The sequence below is a fragment of the Desulfovibrio mangrovi genome (assembly GCF_026230175.1).
GTDB classification, from domain to species: domain Bacteria; phylum Desulfobacterota; class Desulfovibrionia; order Desulfovibrionales; family Desulfovibrionaceae; genus Halodesulfovibrio; species Halodesulfovibrio mangrovi.
The window spans coordinates 3,102,419-3,116,843 of sequence record NZ_CP104208.1 but is presented as its reverse complement, the minus strand read 5'-3'; the positions used below and the strand labels follow the sequence as shown (position 1 = coordinate 3,116,843).

The 14,425-nt window shown below is 56.5% G+C and carries 11 protein-coding genes and 2 riboswitches; of the genes, 10 read left to right on the top strand and 1 reads right to left on the bottom strand.

Annotation, left to right across the window (positions count from 1 at the left end; translation table 11 throughout):
- The first annotated feature begins 168 nt into the window (after nt 1–168).
- The 10 genes from N1030_RS13960 to N1030_RS13915 all read left to right on the top strand — a co-directional run bounded on the left by N1030_RS13960 (nt 169) and on the right by N1030_RS13915 (nt 12,384).
- Nucleotides 169–996 carry a nitroreductase family protein gene (locus N1030_RS13960; protein WP_265826088.1) on the top strand — a complete coding sequence of 276 codons (828 nt, stop codon included), beginning with the start codon at nt 169–171 and terminating at the stop codon, nt 994–996.
- A 194-nt stretch (nt 997–1,190) separates the two neighbouring features.
- Nucleotides 1,191–3,290, top strand: coding sequence for a methyl-accepting chemotaxis protein (locus N1030_RS13955; RefSeq protein ID WP_265826087.1), 2,100 nt, complete (start codon nt 1,191–1,193; stop codon nt 3,288–3,290).
- Nucleotides 3,291–3,444: 154 nt separating this feature from the next.
- Nucleotides 3,445–4,035 carry a DNA-3-methyladenine glycosylase I gene (locus tag N1030_RS13950; RefSeq protein WP_265826086.1) on the top strand — a complete coding sequence of 197 codons (591 nt, stop codon included), beginning with the start codon at nt 3,445–3,447 and terminating at the stop codon, nt 4,033–4,035.
- Between the two features lie 406 nt (nt 4,036–4,441).
- Nucleotides 4,442–5,539, top strand: coding sequence for a glycosyltransferase (locus N1030_RS13945; protein ID WP_265826085.1), 1,098 nt, complete (start codon nt 4,442–4,444; stop codon nt 5,537–5,539).
- Between the two features lie 70 nt (nt 5,540–5,609).
- Complete coding sequence (locus N1030_RS13940; protein WP_265826084.1) at nt 5,610–6,866, top strand: O-antigen ligase family protein; 1,257 nt, start codon at nt 5,610–5,612, stop codon at nt 6,864–6,866.
- Between the two features lie 98 nt (nt 6,867–6,964).
- The gene (wbaP, locus tag N1030_RS13935) at nt 6,965–8,380 is read left to right on the top strand and encodes an undecaprenyl-phosphate galactose phosphotransferase WbaP (protein ID WP_265826083.1); all 1,416 of its coding nucleotides are present in this window, start codon (nt 6,965–6,967) and stop codon (nt 8,378–8,380) included.
- 330 nt (nt 8,381–8,710) lie between these two features.
- Nucleotides 8,711–8,800, top strand: a riboswitch (glycine riboswitch).
- A gap of 3 nt (nt 8,801–8,803) precedes the next feature.
- A riboswitch (glycine riboswitch) is annotated at nt 8,804–8,889 on the top strand.
- Between the two features lie 118 nt (nt 8,890–9,007).
- Nucleotides 9,008–10,387, top strand: coding sequence for an alanine/glycine:cation symporter family protein (locus N1030_RS13930; RefSeq protein WP_265826082.1), 1,380 nt, complete (start codon nt 9,008–9,010; stop codon nt 10,385–10,387).
- A gap of 244 nt (nt 10,388–10,631) precedes the next feature.
- Nucleotides 10,632–11,057, top strand: coding sequence for a MarR family winged helix-turn-helix transcriptional regulator (locus N1030_RS13925; protein WP_265826081.1), 426 nt, complete (start codon nt 10,632–10,634; stop codon nt 11,055–11,057).
- A gap of 48 nt (nt 11,058–11,105) precedes the next feature.
- Nucleotides 11,106–11,507 (top strand): pyridoxamine 5'-phosphate oxidase family protein, encoded by a 402-nt coding sequence (locus tag N1030_RS13920; RefSeq protein ID WP_265826080.1) that lies wholly within the window; start codon nt 11,106–11,108, stop codon nt 11,505–11,507.
- 16 nt (nt 11,508–11,523) lie between these two features.
- Nucleotides 11,524–12,384: a nuclear transport factor 2 family protein gene (locus tag N1030_RS13915; protein WP_265826079.1), complete on the top strand. Its 861-nt coding sequence runs from the start codon at nt 11,524–11,526 to the stop codon at nt 12,382–12,384.
- 153 nt (nt 12,385–12,537) lie between these two features.
- On the opposite strand, the gene N1030_RS13910 is transcribed toward N1030_RS13915, so the two are convergent.
- Complete coding sequence (locus N1030_RS13910; protein ID WP_265826078.1) at nt 12,538–14,010, bottom strand: lipid II flippase MurJ; 1,473 nt, start codon at nt 14,008–14,010, stop codon at nt 12,538–12,540.
- Nucleotides 14,011–14,425 lie beyond the last annotated feature (415 nt).

Sequence of the window (14,425 nt, the reverse complement as noted above, 5' to 3'; positions counted from 1 at the left end):
GTTCTGCCCTGCGGCTGCATAAGGATACCTGCACACCACCAAGGCACTTTTTTGTGCCTTCTTTCTAAAATGACAGTACGTGCTATATTCACGCCGCTCATACGGCACACCTTGCCATTTAATACCAAAACCAGAGGGCAATGCCCGCCATAGAATAAGCGAGGAATCATGATCCAATTCACTGTTAACGAAGAAGCATGCGTACGTTGCGGGGAATGTGTCAGGGACTGCCCCATGGGCGTTATCGCCATGCGGGACGAGATACCCTCCGTCGCGCCGGACAAGGAGTCCATGTGCATCCGGTGTCAGCACTGTCTGGCGGTATGCCCCACTGCAGCCCTGTCCATTCTCGGAAAAAACCCTGAGGACAGCCTGCCCCTCAAGGGCAACATGCCCACAGCGGATCAGATGGAAACCTTGCTCCGCGGCAGGCGCTCCGTGCGCCATTACAAACAGGAAAACGTGGACAAGGCCGTGCTCGACCGGCTGCTGACCGTCGCCAGAACGGCGCCCACCGGCAAAAACAGCCTCAACCTGCATTTCCTGCTGGTCGACGACAAGGACGTGATGCAGGCCATCCGTACCGATGTATATGATGGCATACGTGAACGCATGGCGGGCGAAGGCCTGCCGGAAGGCATGGAGTTCTTCGGCACTGCCGCCAAGCTGTGGGGCCGGGGCGTGGACCTGGTCTTCCGCGGCGCTCCCCACATGCTGTGGGTGACCGCCCCCAAAAACTCCCCCTCTCCGGAAGCCGACCCGCACATTGCCCTGAGCTATTTCGAGCTCATGGCCGCCGCGCTGGGACTCGGCACGGTCTGGTGCGGCTTCGGCAAATGGGTGTTCACAAAAGTGCTCCCGCACATGAAGGCCAAACTTGGGGTGCCGGAAAACCACACGGACGGCTATGTCATGATGTTCGGCACTCCGGACATCAGGTATTACCGCACAGTGCAACGGGATGAGCAGGCAACCAGTATTGTCTCGTACCCTTAAACGGGCTTGGAAAGGTCAAACAACGCAAAAGGACGGCACGAAAGTGCCGTCCTTCATTTTTTTCAGCAATGCATTATAATGTTGAGGCAATAATGTGCGATAAGATTAAAACACTCTTTAATCATTCGGCATACTGTGCTAGCAATAGAGTGGGGGCGAATCCCAAATTGCATCCGTAGCCTGAGGAGGGCCTAATGCGTAATTCGATCAAAGCCAAGGTTGTAGTAGGGTTGCTGCTTGTCATCGTGCTGTCTGTGGGGCTCATGTTCGCCATCACGGCATATGACATCAACAAACAGTCGCGAGAGAGTTTCGTTGACTTCGCAGCCAAGGAACTGGAACAAGTGGACAACGCCGTCACCCTGTTCCTTGATCAGTCGAAATTGAATGCCAACATGATGGCCATGCATCCTCTCATCCTGCAGATTGATGACACTCTGACCACCTACAAGGACACCAAAGAAGACATCAAGGCGGAGATCCGTGACGACGACGAACTTGGCAAGCAGCTGCGCGAGTTCCTCAAGATCGTCAAGGACAGCCATGACAGCTATATGGAGGTCTATCTCGGCACCAAGTTCGGCGGCTTTATCGAATCCTATCCGGTCGACATGCCCGCCGGCTACAATCCCACCAAGCGCCCGTGGTACAAGGAAGCCGCATCTTCTCCCAACAAGCCCATCGTTTCCAAGGCGTACATGTCCACCAACGGCGAGGCCACCATCAGTGTTGCCAGAGCCGTTCTGCTCAAGGGCCAGCCGCACGCAGTCGTAGCCATGGACATCGGCCTTGGCGTACTGACCGACATGGTGCAGGCCATCAAGCTGGGCAAGACCGGTTTCGTCATGATGGTACAGGATGACGGCGTCGTCATCGCCAACCCACTGGACAAGGAAACCAACTTCAAGAACGTCTCTGAACTCAAGGAGCCTGCCTACGCCTACATGTTCAGCGTTCAAAGCGGCGAAGTCTCTGTTTCCCTGAACGGCGTGGACTATGTGGGCAGCGTTTTCACCTCGCCCGCTCTCGGCTGGAAATTCTTCGGCCTCGTGGAAAAGTCCGAGGTCATGGCCAACGTCTATAACGTTATCGGTGACCTGACGTTTGTTTTCATCATCTGTCTGCTGGTCATCGGCCTGTTCATCTGGTTCTTCATCGAGTTCACCACGGTACGCCCGCTGACAACAGTTGTGGGCTTCCTCAATGACATTTCCGAAGGAAGGTACAACAGACAGCTCGAAACACGCACCATGGACGAAATGGGCAAGATTTTCGCTTCATTGAACAGCATGGCAAAACGCCTCTCGGAAAACATGAGCGAAATCACCCGCAAGACCGAGGATGCGGAAGACAAGGCCCGCGCGGCAGAAGCAGCCACGCAGCAGGCACACGAAGCACTTGAAAAGGCTCAGAAGGCCCGTGCCGAAGGCATGCTGCACGCGGCAACCCAGCTGGAAGCGGTAGTGGCCGCCATTTCCCACGCCACCATGGAAATCTCCGACAAGACCGGCGGCATCCGCAGGGGCACCGAAACCCAGCGTGACCGCCTGCAGACCACGGCCACGGCCATGGAAGAAATGAACGCCACCGTTCTTGAAGTGGCACAGAACGCAAGCAACGCCGCGGACAAGGGCTCCACGGTGCGCGACAGGGCACAGGAAGGCGCCAAGATCGTGGACCAGTCCATCAAGGCCATGAACTCCACGCAGCAGCAGGCCGAAGCCCTGAACGCCGACATGGCGCAGCTGGACGAACAGGCCAAGGCAATCGGCAACATCATGACGGTTATCTCCGACATCGCCGATCAGACCAACCTGCTGGCCCTGAACGCCGCCATCGAGGCCGCCCGTGCCGGTGAAGCAGGCCGCGGCTTTGCCGTTGTTGCGGACGAAGTGCGCAAACTGGCGGAAAAGACCATGCACGCCACGCAGGAAGTGGGCTCGTCCATCCAGTCCATCCAGCGCGTTGCGGCCAACAACGTTTCCGCCATGAAGGCGGCCGTGAAGGATCTGGAGCATGCAACCACGCTGGCCAACTCCTCCGGCTCCACACTTTCGCAGATCGTAATGGGTACCGAAGAATCCGCAGGCCAGATCCAGTCCATTGCCACGGCAGCCGAAGAACAGTCGGCGGCTTCGGAAGAGATCACCCATGCCATTGAAGAGATCAACAGCATCGCCATGGATACGGCCTCCAGCGTTGAAGAGGCGACGGATGCCCTGCGCGAGCTCTCCGGCCAGACCGAGCAGCTCGTCAAACTCATCAAGGAACTGAAGCGCGAAGGCGGCAAATAGCCTCATCCTCCTCAGGCTGAAACAGGCAGCGGGGTGCATCATTCGGGCGCACCCCGTTTCCTTTTCCTGCAACAGAGTCAGGAGGAGCCTTCTTCACATAATCGCCTGCATGGGCAATAATCCTTCCCACCTTACAGGCAAACAGGAGAATGCAATGATCAGGCAACCACGCTGCCCATGGGCTGAAAGCAACGAACTGATGACCCGCTATCATGACGAGGAATGGGGCGTTCCCGTTCGTGACGACAACACCCATTTTGCCTTTCTCACACTGGAAAGCGCACAGGCGGGGCTGAGCTGGAACACCATTCTGCAACGTCGCGAAGGGTACCGCGCAGCCTTTCTGGACTTCGATCCCGTTGCGGTCGGCAATCTCACGCAAGACGATGTGGAGCGGCTCATGATGGATGCACGCATCATCCGCAACCGGCTCAAGATAACCGCAACCATTAACAACGCCCTGCGCTTTCAGGAAGTGCAAGCCGCCTGCGGTTCCTTTACGGAATACATTTGGGGTTTCGTGGACGGCCGTGCCGTGCAGAATGAATGGAAACGCATGGAGCAGCTTCCCGCATCCACCCCCCTTTCCGATGCTTTCGCCAAAGACCTGAAGAAACGCGGCTTCAAGTTCGTAGGCACCACCACAGTGTATGCGCATCTGCAGGCTGCCGGACTGGTCAACGACCATCTGGTGAGCTGCTTCCGGTATGCCTGTATTCGCAGTCTCGGTGAACAGGACATGTAGGCCGGTCCTGCGTTGCACGGGATCTTGGCTCCATCCGGTCCGGTTTACAGTTTATCTGTTCCCTGCTATGTGTCGTCACGATTATTCCCCTTTGATAACCGTGTGCGGGCAGCAGTTTTTTCTGTTTTCCCGACAAGACGTGCAGGCATGAATGGCTGGCGGTTCTGGCGGTTCCGGCGGTTCCAGAAAAAGTGCTCGGCATGCCTGATTTGGGCTCTTGCGGCTGTGAACGATCCGATTGCGATCAGGTTTGAAGCGCACCTGCAGTCCGCGCCTGCATAGCACGACATCACATTGTGGAATCCGGCCCCACCACGAGGTACTCCGGCAATGCCCTGCTGCAACGCACGGAGAAGACCCTGCCACACTCGACAAGCATTTTTCGAAACGGCGGCATACCCGGTTTATGAAGACAGCGATCATCCACTATTGGCTCTGCAACCGCAGAGGCGGCGAACGTGTTCTGGAAGCATTGTGCGAACTCTTTCCGCAAGCGGACATCTTCACCCATGTCCACGACCCGCAAACGTTGGACTCGCCTGTCATCAGACGACACAACGTCTACACAACCTTCATAGACAAGCTGCCGTTCGCAAAAACCAAATATCAGTGGTACCTGCCGCTCATGCCGCTGGCTCTGGAACAGCTTGACCTCAGGGAATACGACCTCATTCTTTCAAGCGAATCCGGACCGGCCAAGGGCGTTCTGGTTGCTCCCACTGCGAGGCATATCTGCTACTGCCACTCCCCCATGCGCTACGTATGGGACATGCAGCCCGAGTATTTTGCCGACGCCTCCATCATCAAGAAAATCCTCGCCGCCCCGCTGCTGCACTACCTCCGGATGTGGGACGCCTCCACGGCCAACAGGGTGGACTCGTTCGTGGCAAACTCCACGTGCATCCAACGCCGTATCGAGCTTTGCTACCGGCGCGAGGCAACGGTCATCCACCCTCCCGTGGACGTGGACGACTTCGACCCGACGCAGCCACGCGACGATTTTTATCTGCTCGCAGGCGAGCTTGTTCCCTACAAAAAGCCGGAACTGGCCGTTGCCGCCTGCAACGCCCTGGGCAAGAAGCTAGTCGTGATCGGCGGAGGCCCCATGGAAGAACGCATCCGCGAAATGGCCGGCCCGACGGTACAGGTACTCGGAAGGCAGCCCTTTCAGGTGCTCCGGGACAACCTTGCCCGCTGCAAGGCCCTGCTGTTCCCCGGCATGGAAGACTTCGGCATACTCCCTGTGGAGGCCATGGCTTCCGGCGCGCCCGTCATAGCCTACGGCAAAGGGGGCATTCTCGATTCCGCCATAGATGCGAAGACGGCAATCTTCTTTGAACAGCAGACCGCACACAGCCTTGAAGCGGCCATCAATCGATTTGAGGCCGCCGGGGTTGAGTGGACCGCAGAAGAAATAGCACGGCAGGTTCAACGGTTCTCCAAAAAAGAGTTCCTGGAGAACATGAAACGCCATATCAGCGCCGAGCTGAAGCAAGATATTTAGCCGAGCCCACCCGCAACAAGGCATACGAACCCACCCAGTTTTTCGGGAAGACGTCAACAACATCACAGGCATGCTCAACAAACTCACCTCACTGTACACCAGCCACACACCGCAGCAGCGAGGCGCATTCATCCTCGCCGCAATGCGCATCGTCTTTATTGCCTGCTGGCTGCTCTTTCCCTTCGGCAAGGCCTTTCAGGTTGCCGGGGGCACCATCTGCCTGATCCTTCTTCCCTTCTACTACCTCAACGACTATGCAGGCTCCAACCTGAAGAAATTTCAAGGGAAGTGGCTTTTTGCCATCTTCTTTCTCTTCATTTTCCTGAACACGGCTCTCTCCGGCTGGCCCGCACACAGCTTTTCCTACCTTCGGCCCACGCTGAACGAAAGCTGGCCCTTGCTCTTTGCCGGTCTGGAGGTCATCAGATCGCGCAGGGATATGGAGCTCACGGGCATAGCCTTCCTTGCCGCAGCCTTCGGCGAAGGTATTGTCGGCATCTGGCAGTACATCACCGGCTTTGACCCCATCAACGGGGACCCGATCATGGCTGGCAGACTCACAGGATCTTTGGGCTCTTACAGGGTGGGCAACTATATCGCCATTGCCATGCTGCCCGCCTGTCTTGCCTATTTCGCCCTGCCTGAACGCTGGTCAAAGACCCGACGACTAAGTCTCCTTGCATGCCTGCTTGTACCGGCTGCATTTCTGCTCATCGGTTCACAAACCCGCAGCGGCATGCTGGGCATTGTCGCAGGCGCCGCGCTGATTCTGGCCGTACACCAGTGCAAGCGGTGGTATATCCTGCCTGTTGCCATGGCGCTTTTCGGCATCGCCATACTCTTCGGCCCCAGCCGCATTTCGCTCGAAACCGCCATGCGGGACGCCCGCTGGGAACTCTGGGGGCATGCATGGGAGATATTCAAACATCACCCCATCTGGGGAGCGGGCGCCAGCACCTTCAAACCGGCCTACCAAGAACTGGGCCTGACACTGGTCAGAAACTCGGAGCGCATTCCGCATCCGCACGGCGTCTTCATACAGTTCCTCGCTGATGGCGGCATTGTAGGCTTCACTATCGCCTGCAGCTTTCTCCTCGGACTTTGGGGCTGGTGTGCAATGCGTATCATCCGCGGCATGCTTCAAAGCGCGAACGCAATTCAGTGGCGCATGACCGCCTTTCTCTGGGGCGGCTATTCCTGCTACCTCGGCTCCGCCCTGTTCGGACACAATTTCTACCGCACATGGTGGCTCTCCATGGGCATGGCCATGCTCGGAGCGACAATTGGGGCCTGCCTGATGCAATCCGCCCCCCGGAATCCGGATTAGGCGCTCTGACAACCGCCTGCTACAACCAACACACCACGTAAACCATCAGACCACTACATGCGGTCGGCAAAACCGACAGACGAATACACGAGCACGCAATGAACGGAATAATTGAAGACGCAACACGCACCCGCAGACTCATGGGCCTGCGCATGGCCCTTACCGACCTTATAACACTCTTTGCCGTCATAACCATCGTGACCCTGTTCAGGTTCATTTTGGGTGGAGACTTCTCTCTGATCACATACGCGGCACTGCTCCCGGTCGTTGCACTTTTCCCCGCGGTATTCGCCATGGCCGACCTGTATCCCGGCACCCTGATGCCGCCGCATGAAGAACTGAAACGTTTCTGCCTTACGGTAACCGCCTGTTTTCTGGTTCTGGGCACCCTCACGTTCTTCTCCCGCGAAGCTGAAGCCTATTCCCGTATGGTCTTCTTCTTCTCCTGGCTTCTCTCCATGGCGATTATTCCCGCAACGCGCGCATGGATGCGCGGCCGCCTCGTTTGCCGCGGACGGTGGGGAATTCCGGCCATCCTCTTCGGCACCGGTTCGGCATCCAGCATCATGATCCAGAACGCCCGCCTGCGCCCGCGCATCGGTCTTAAAATTGTTGGAGTCGTCACGGAATCCACAACGGAGCTTACTGAATTTGAAGGCGTGCCCGTGCTCGGTACGCTTGCGGATGTGGAACGCATTGCCGCGTCCTATCCCGGCAGCTATGCCATAGTTCCCGAAGATCCTGACCAATGCGGCCACAACAACCTTGTCGCCCATCTGGACCGCCTGTTCGCCCGCATCATCATGCTGCCCAATGCGGATGCCCTGAGCAAGCGCTGGGCAACGGCACGGGATATCGGCGGCATGGTCGGCCTGGAAATGCGCCAGAACCTGCTGGACAACAATCGTCTGCTGGCCAAACGCGCGCTCGACTTTTGTGCCGCGTTGGGCGGCCTGCTTGCCCTCTCCCCGTTTTTCCTGATCATGGCCGTCTGGATCAAGACTGACAGCAAGGGCCCCGTGTTCTTCGGGCACACCCGCATTGGCATGGACGGCAAACCCATCAAGGTTTGGAAATTCCGCACCATGGTCACCAACGGTGCCGAAGTTCTGGCCCGCCTGCTGGAAGAGGACGAAGACTGCCGGAAGGAGTGGGAAGAGAATCAGAAGCTGCGCAACGACCCCCGTGTGACCAAGGCAGGCAAATTCCTGCGCAAGACCAGCCTTGATGAACTGCCGCAACTCTGGAACGTTTTGAGAGGTGACCTGAGCCTCGTTGGCCCCCGCCCCATAGTCGAGGAAGAAAAGGACCGCTACAAGGACTCCTACACACTGTATTCCCGCATTCGTCCGGGCATCACCGGCCTGTGGCAGATATCCGGCCGCAACCTCACCTCATACGACAGACGGATCGATCTGGACTCCTACTATGTCCGCAACTGGTCCATCTGGTTCGACATCTACATTCTCGCCAAGACGATACCGGTGGTGCTGACCGGACATGGGGCGTTCTAGGCAGACATTGGCAGCTCTTCCTGCCTTCTCACCTGTCATGATCTGAACCGAATCATTGTCGCACGGCACCTTCCGTTACCTACAAGAGCGCTACGGCCCGATTTCTTTCTCATCCCAATCAATACCACCAAGCGGTCAGAGATACACTTCTGGCCGCTTTTTTCGTGCTGGCTCTCCAAAGAAACTGCCCGCATGGTCAACATATCGAAAACATTTGTCGAAACGGTCAGGAAAGACGCAACATTCTATGCAGACCAACAGTATCGCAACAAGGGGACTTGCAAAGCGCCATGTACGGGAGTATACCGCTCTTCCGCTTTTGGAACTCGGATGACGACAGCAGGAGAGAGCATTCCCGCGCATGCGTGTGGATGCCGCCGAAGAAGTAAATCTTTCAGGCAAAAGGACTGCTGTTTGACGAACCTCTGGAGAGACTTCCCCCGTGGAAGCGCCGAAGGAGCAAACCCTGCCGCCAGGCATGGGCGAACCTCTCAGGCAAAAGGACAGAGTGAAAATTCCTTAGCCGCACCTCTATTACCCGGGTACGACTCTCGTAATTTTCCTGCCTCCATTGTTCGCATCATCCGTTTTTGATTGTTTAACCATTCATTATGAGGAACATCAGAAATGGACTTGCTGCAATTACTCGACCGCATTGACTCTTTTGTATGGGGACCGCCGCTGCTGACATTGCTTGTAGGCACCGGCGTATACCTTACCCTGCGCCTTGGCCTGCTGCAGGTGGTGAGACTGCCCCTTGCGCTGAAATACGTCTTCCGCCCAGACAGGAATGACGGCAAGGATGCGCAGGGCGACGTTTCACCATTTGCCGCATTATGCACCGCCCTTTCCGCCACCATCGGCACAGGGAACATTGTGGGCGTTGCCACCGCCATCAAGGCAGGCGGCCCCGGCGCACTCTTCTGGATGTGGGTGGCAGCCTTCTTCGGCATGGCCACCAAGTATGCAGAAGCCCTGCTGGCAGTAAAATACCGCACAGTGGACGCCAACGGACAAATGTCCGGCGGGCCCATGTACTACCTTGAACGCGGCCTGAACAACCGCTTCCTCGCCCGCATGTTTGCCGTGTTCGGCATTGGCGTGGCCTTTCTGGGCATCGGCACCTTCCCGCAGGTGAACGCCATTGTGGATGCCACTGCCGGCTCCTTCGGCATTCCCAAGCTTGCGACGGCCTCCGTCCTGACCCTGCTGGTAGCTGCCGTGACCCTTGGCGGCATCAAGCGCATTTCCGAGACCGCCAAGCTTGTGATCCCGTTTGCGGCCGTCTTCTATGTGCTGGCGTCACTGCTTGTGCTGGCACTGAATGCGAGCCGCATTCCGGAAACCGTCACCCTGATCATTCAGGCGGCCTTTTCCCCTGAAGCGGCGTTCGGCGGCACGCTTGGCATTACCATGATGCTGGCCATGCGCAACGGCGTCGCCCGCGGCGTGTTCTCCAACGAATCCGGCCTCGGCAGCGCTCCAATTGCCGCAGCGGCCGCGCGCACTGATTCCTGCGTGCGTCAGGGCCTCATCGCCATGACCGGCACCTTCTTCGACACCATCGTCATCTGCACCATGACGGGGCTTGTGCTGGTCATGACCGGCGTATGGAACAACCCCGACCTTGCCGGGGCAGCCATGACCAACGAAGCCTTCAACATCGGCCTTGGCACCCAGCTGGGACAGTATGCCGTAACCATCGGCCTGATCTTCTTCGCCTTTACCACCATCCTCGGCTGGAACTACTACGGCGAGCGTTGCACGGAGTACCTCGTGGGCGTGAAGGGCATTCTGCCGTTCAAGACTGTTTACATCCTGCTGGTAGCGGGCGGTGCCTTCATCAAGCTGGAAACCATCTGGCTGCTGGCCGATATCGTGAACGGCCTGATGGCAATCCCCAACCTTGTCGGCCTGCTGGGGCTTTCCGGCGTGGTCATAGCCGAAACCAAGGCCTATTTCGCGGCCCGTGCCCAGATCGGCGAGCCGGCACTGGCAACGGAATAAACCAGAAGCACCCAAATAACGAACATCAAGGCGGCCGGATCGTATGATCCGGCCGCCTTCATTTCTTATACTGGTGCTGCGGAAAACTGAGAAGCGCATACAAATCGCAGCCTTGCCTTCGCGGCTTCCCTACAATCAAACAACTCCATTACTAACAGCAAGTTAGACACTTACATTTTTCCACAGCACGCAATATTCAAACATACGCTTGACAATAGTTCTTCGTCGAACTATCTCTCTCTCCATGAAGACTGATCATGTTGTGTCTCTTCTGGGCAAGGTGCTGGAAAAAGCCAATGGCCTTATTGCTGCCGCGCTAGAGGAGCGAGGGCATCCCGGGCTTGTGCCCTCGCACGGCGCCATTCTTGTCCGGCTCTACGAGCAGGGCTCGCTTCCCATGGGCGTTCTGGCCGAGTCCATCGGCAGGAAGAAGAATACCGTCACAACGCTGATCAAGAAGTTGGAAGAGGAAGGGTATGTGAAGCGCACCCCGTCGCTTGCCGACTCTCGTGTTTCCCTGATTTCGCTGACCGCCAAGGGCGAAGCTTTCCGTTCTGATTTTCTGGCTGTTTCCGACAAGCTGCTGTCTGCCGTGTGGGGAGATATGGAAGTCGCAGAGCGTGAGGTTTTGGTGGCCGGGCTTGAACGCCTCGCCAGAAACCTGAGCTAATTTTTTTACACAAATAGTTCGACATCGAACTTAAAACAAGGAGATACCATGCAGGAGCTGATCGAATTTCTGAATGAAAATTCAACCATCTATCTGGCGACAACCGAGCAGGGGCAGGCCCGGGTACGTCCCTTCCAGTTCCAGTTTGAACAGGAAGGCAGGCTCTGGCTCTGCAGCTCGAGACACAAGGCTGTGTATGCGCAACTGCAGCGTGACCCGCGTCTTGAATTCACCTGCACGGCCAAAAACATGGCAACACTGCGGGTCAAGGGTGAAGCCAACCTTGATGACGACATGGCGATCAAGCGCAGGATTATTGAGGAAAACGGACTTGTCCGCTCCATATACGGGTCTGCGGATAACCCTGAATTTATCGTGTTCAGCGTGGACCACGGCACGGCCATCATGTTCGACTTCAGCGGCAATCCGCCAAAGACATTCAGCTTTTAATTCAAGGAGCACACTCATGACCAAACGCTTTCTGCACACCGCCCTCCATACCGCACTTGCGGCCCTTATCGTTCCCATGCTTGCCATGGCCTCCCCTGCCATAGCGGGTCAGAAGACCGCCGACCCCAACCAGCATGTTGCCGAACTGCTGAAGTCTATTGAAACTGGTGCCGCTGAGCCCGCTTCGACCATCAATCCCGAAAAGTACATTCAGCACAATCTTGGGGTTGCAGACGGCATTGCCGGTTTTGGCGCACTGCTCAAGGCCCTGCCTGAAGGCTCCGCACGGGTAGGCACGGTGCGCATTTTCAGGGACGGCGACTACGTTGTGGCGCATACGGAATATGACTTCTTCGGACCGAAGATCGGCTTCGACATTTTCCGGTTCGAACAGGGCAGAATAGTGGAACACTGGGACAACCTGCAGGAAGTAGCCCTCAAGACCGCGTCCGGCAGAACGCAGACGAGCGGCCCCGCAGTTGTCACGCAAAGGGAAAAGACAGAGGCCAACAAGTCGCTGGTCAAGGGCTTTGTAAACGACGTGCTCATGGGCGGAAACCCCGACAAGATCACTGAATACATCCAGCCGGACAACTACGCGCAGCACAACCCTGCCGTGGCCGACGGTCTTGACGCACTGATGGTTGCCCTGAAGTCCATGGCCGATGCCGGCACCCCCATGATGTACACCGCCAATCACATGGTGCTGGGTGAAGGTAATTTCGTGCTGAGCGTGTCCGAAGGGCAATTCCTCGGCAACCACTCAGCCTTCTACGACCTGTTCAGGGTCGAAAACGGCAAGATCGTGGAACACTGGGATACGATCGAAACCATTCCTCCCAAGGCGGAATGGAAAAACGCCAACGGCAAGTTCTAAAAAGCAAAGCCGCGCTCCGAAGCAAGTGATTGATAATAGAACAGGCGGCCGGATGAACTATCCGACCGCCTGCTTGTATTGCAGCACAATGCCGTGCCCGGAAAGCTCTTTCGCCATCGTGGAGCACACCTGAACCAATGGCGAACTACGCGGCTACGCTCCTTTCTTCCTGATAAACAGGGAGAGAGTCTGTCGTCTAACCTTGGGAATGCAGAGAGAGAGGACAGTGCATGCCGCCACAGAGGACGTGCATAGAATCAGACTGTTCCTCATACCGGCGACATCAAAAACATACATGAGACAGAGAGCTGCGAACGGAATGAGCAACGGCCCGCACTCCTTCAAAAACAGCCGTTTGATCTTCATGTGTGTCAGCGTCGCAAGAAGCAGCGTGCCCGAGTAAAGGGCATAGGAAACGCCCAGCGCCGCCGGCCCCAGATAAGGCCAGAGGAACCATTTGGAAATCATGCTGACACTGACAGCAATCAGCAGGCTGAGAAAATACCGCTTGCCCTGCAGGGATATGTTCAACCCCCTAAGGAGAACATAGCCCGCTGTATATGCCCACATGCCGATCATGGACCAGGACAGGATGGAAGAGGTAAGGATAACGTCCTGTGCCCCGAACTGGCCGCGTTCGTACAACAATTTGACGATGAACTCGCCTGAACTGAACAACCAGAAGGATCCGAGACTGCCGAACAGGATAATGGGAGCCACCAGTTCGACCAACCTTACCCGCAGGCGCTGCAGGTCATAGTGGCCGAGATGGCCGAGAATGGCATAGCCCAACGGCATGGCGACAAGAGCCATCGCTGTATCGCAAATGAAACGCGAATAATCCAGAGCCGGTATGACTCGTCCGCCCATGTACGAAGCGACGATCCGCTCAACAACCAGATTCCCTTGTTCCAACAGAGGAACCGGCAGCATGGGAAGAACGGTCCTGATTATTACCGACGCAGTGTTACGCGCACGGGCACGAAGCGCGTTGGTAGATATGGAAGGCAAATAGGATCTGACACCTGTCAGGGCAAAAATGAGATACGCATACCAACCGATGAGTATTCCTATTGGCAGCAGCAGAATATTACCCGAGAAATAAGCTCCACCTATCCCGCCTATAAGCCCGAGACTTTGCATGGAGGCTTGCGATGCTGCAATGCCAGAACGCCCGTTGGCCATAGCCAGACTGGAAAGCACCACGGAGGTCACAACAGCGGGAAGCCCCAAAGAAAGAATATGCAGAAAGCTTACTGCTGCAAGGTGTTCTTCCTCGTTCAATCCGGGGGCCAGTTTGGATATCCAGAATGGCGCACTATAGGCCAGAAGGCCCGCAATACCAATGGAAAGAACAAGGCTTGCTCCCAGAAATATCCAGAAAAGGCAGGCGGCCTCTTCTTCATCCCCCCGGGCCTTAGCCTTGGAAAAGAGGGGCATGAATCCGCCGGTCTGCATCTCGGCGGAAAGCAACTTGCTCGGCATGATGATGCAGGAAAGACTGAGACGGCATGCGGTCGCAACAACGCCGGTACCGAACATGGACGCCATGAGGAGTTCGCGGACAAGCCCCAGCAGCTTTCCCACAACTCCGCCAAGCAGAAAGATGGTCAGGAATTTACGCATGACCTAACACTGCCCCACCCTGAATATTCGGAACGGATACAGCCAGTAGCCACACAGCCCCCGCACGAGGACAATGGCCGATACAAATACGGCATAGTGATCTCATAACCCAAGTCGGCAACATGCCGGAATTACGCATTTTTCTGCGATGCCATTTCGCTCAGGAAAGGCGTGCGAATGATATGGGAGACCTCGTCGAAAAAATGAAAAAAGCTTGTCAGCAGCTTGAACGGCGGGAGGCGGAGTCTTGGTCGCTACGTATTGATGTCGAACCCAACCCAGCTTGATACGTCCTGCAGGCATTATTTCGGGCTCGGGTCTACACCCATAATAATAACCTGTCCAGATATGACAACGGCTCTCAAAACGTAATCAGACAAGTACTTGATTACAACCACACCAGACACACGTACCA

Coding starts and splice junctions, on each gene's coding strand:
- N1030_RS13960 (WP_265826088.1), top strand. CDS start 169: ATGATCCAATTCACTGTTAACGAAGAAGCATGCGTACGTTGCGGGGAA.
- N1030_RS13955 (WP_265826087.1), top strand. CDS start 1,191: ATGCGTAATTCGATCAAAGCCAAGGTTGTAGTAGGGTTGCTGCTTGTC.
- N1030_RS13950 (WP_265826086.1), top strand. CDS start 3,445: ATGATCAGGCAACCACGCTGCCCATGGGCTGAAAGCAACGAACTGATG.
- N1030_RS13945 (WP_265826085.1), top strand. CDS start 4,442: ATGAAGACAGCGATCATCCACTATTGGCTCTGCAACCGCAGAGGCGGC.
- N1030_RS13940 (WP_265826084.1), top strand. CDS start 5,610: ATGCTCAACAAACTCACCTCACTGTACACCAGCCACACACCGCAGCAG.
- wbaP (WP_265826083.1), top strand. CDS start 6,965: ATGAACGGAATAATTGAAGACGCAACACGCACCCGCAGACTCATGGGC.
- N1030_RS13930 (WP_265826082.1), top strand. CDS start 9,008: ATGGACTTGCTGCAATTACTCGACCGCATTGACTCTTTTGTATGGGGA.
- N1030_RS13925 (WP_265826081.1), top strand. CDS start 10,632: ATGAAGACTGATCATGTTGTGTCTCTTCTGGGCAAGGTGCTGGAAAAA.
- N1030_RS13920 (WP_265826080.1), top strand. CDS start 11,106: ATGCAGGAGCTGATCGAATTTCTGAATGAAAATTCAACCATCTATCTG.
- N1030_RS13915 (WP_265826079.1), top strand. CDS start 11,524: ATGACCAAACGCTTTCTGCACACCGCCCTCCATACCGCACTTGCGGCC.
- N1030_RS13910 (WP_265826078.1), bottom strand. CDS start 14,010: ATGCGTAAATTCCTGACCATCTTTCTGCTTGGCGGAGTTGTGGGAAAG.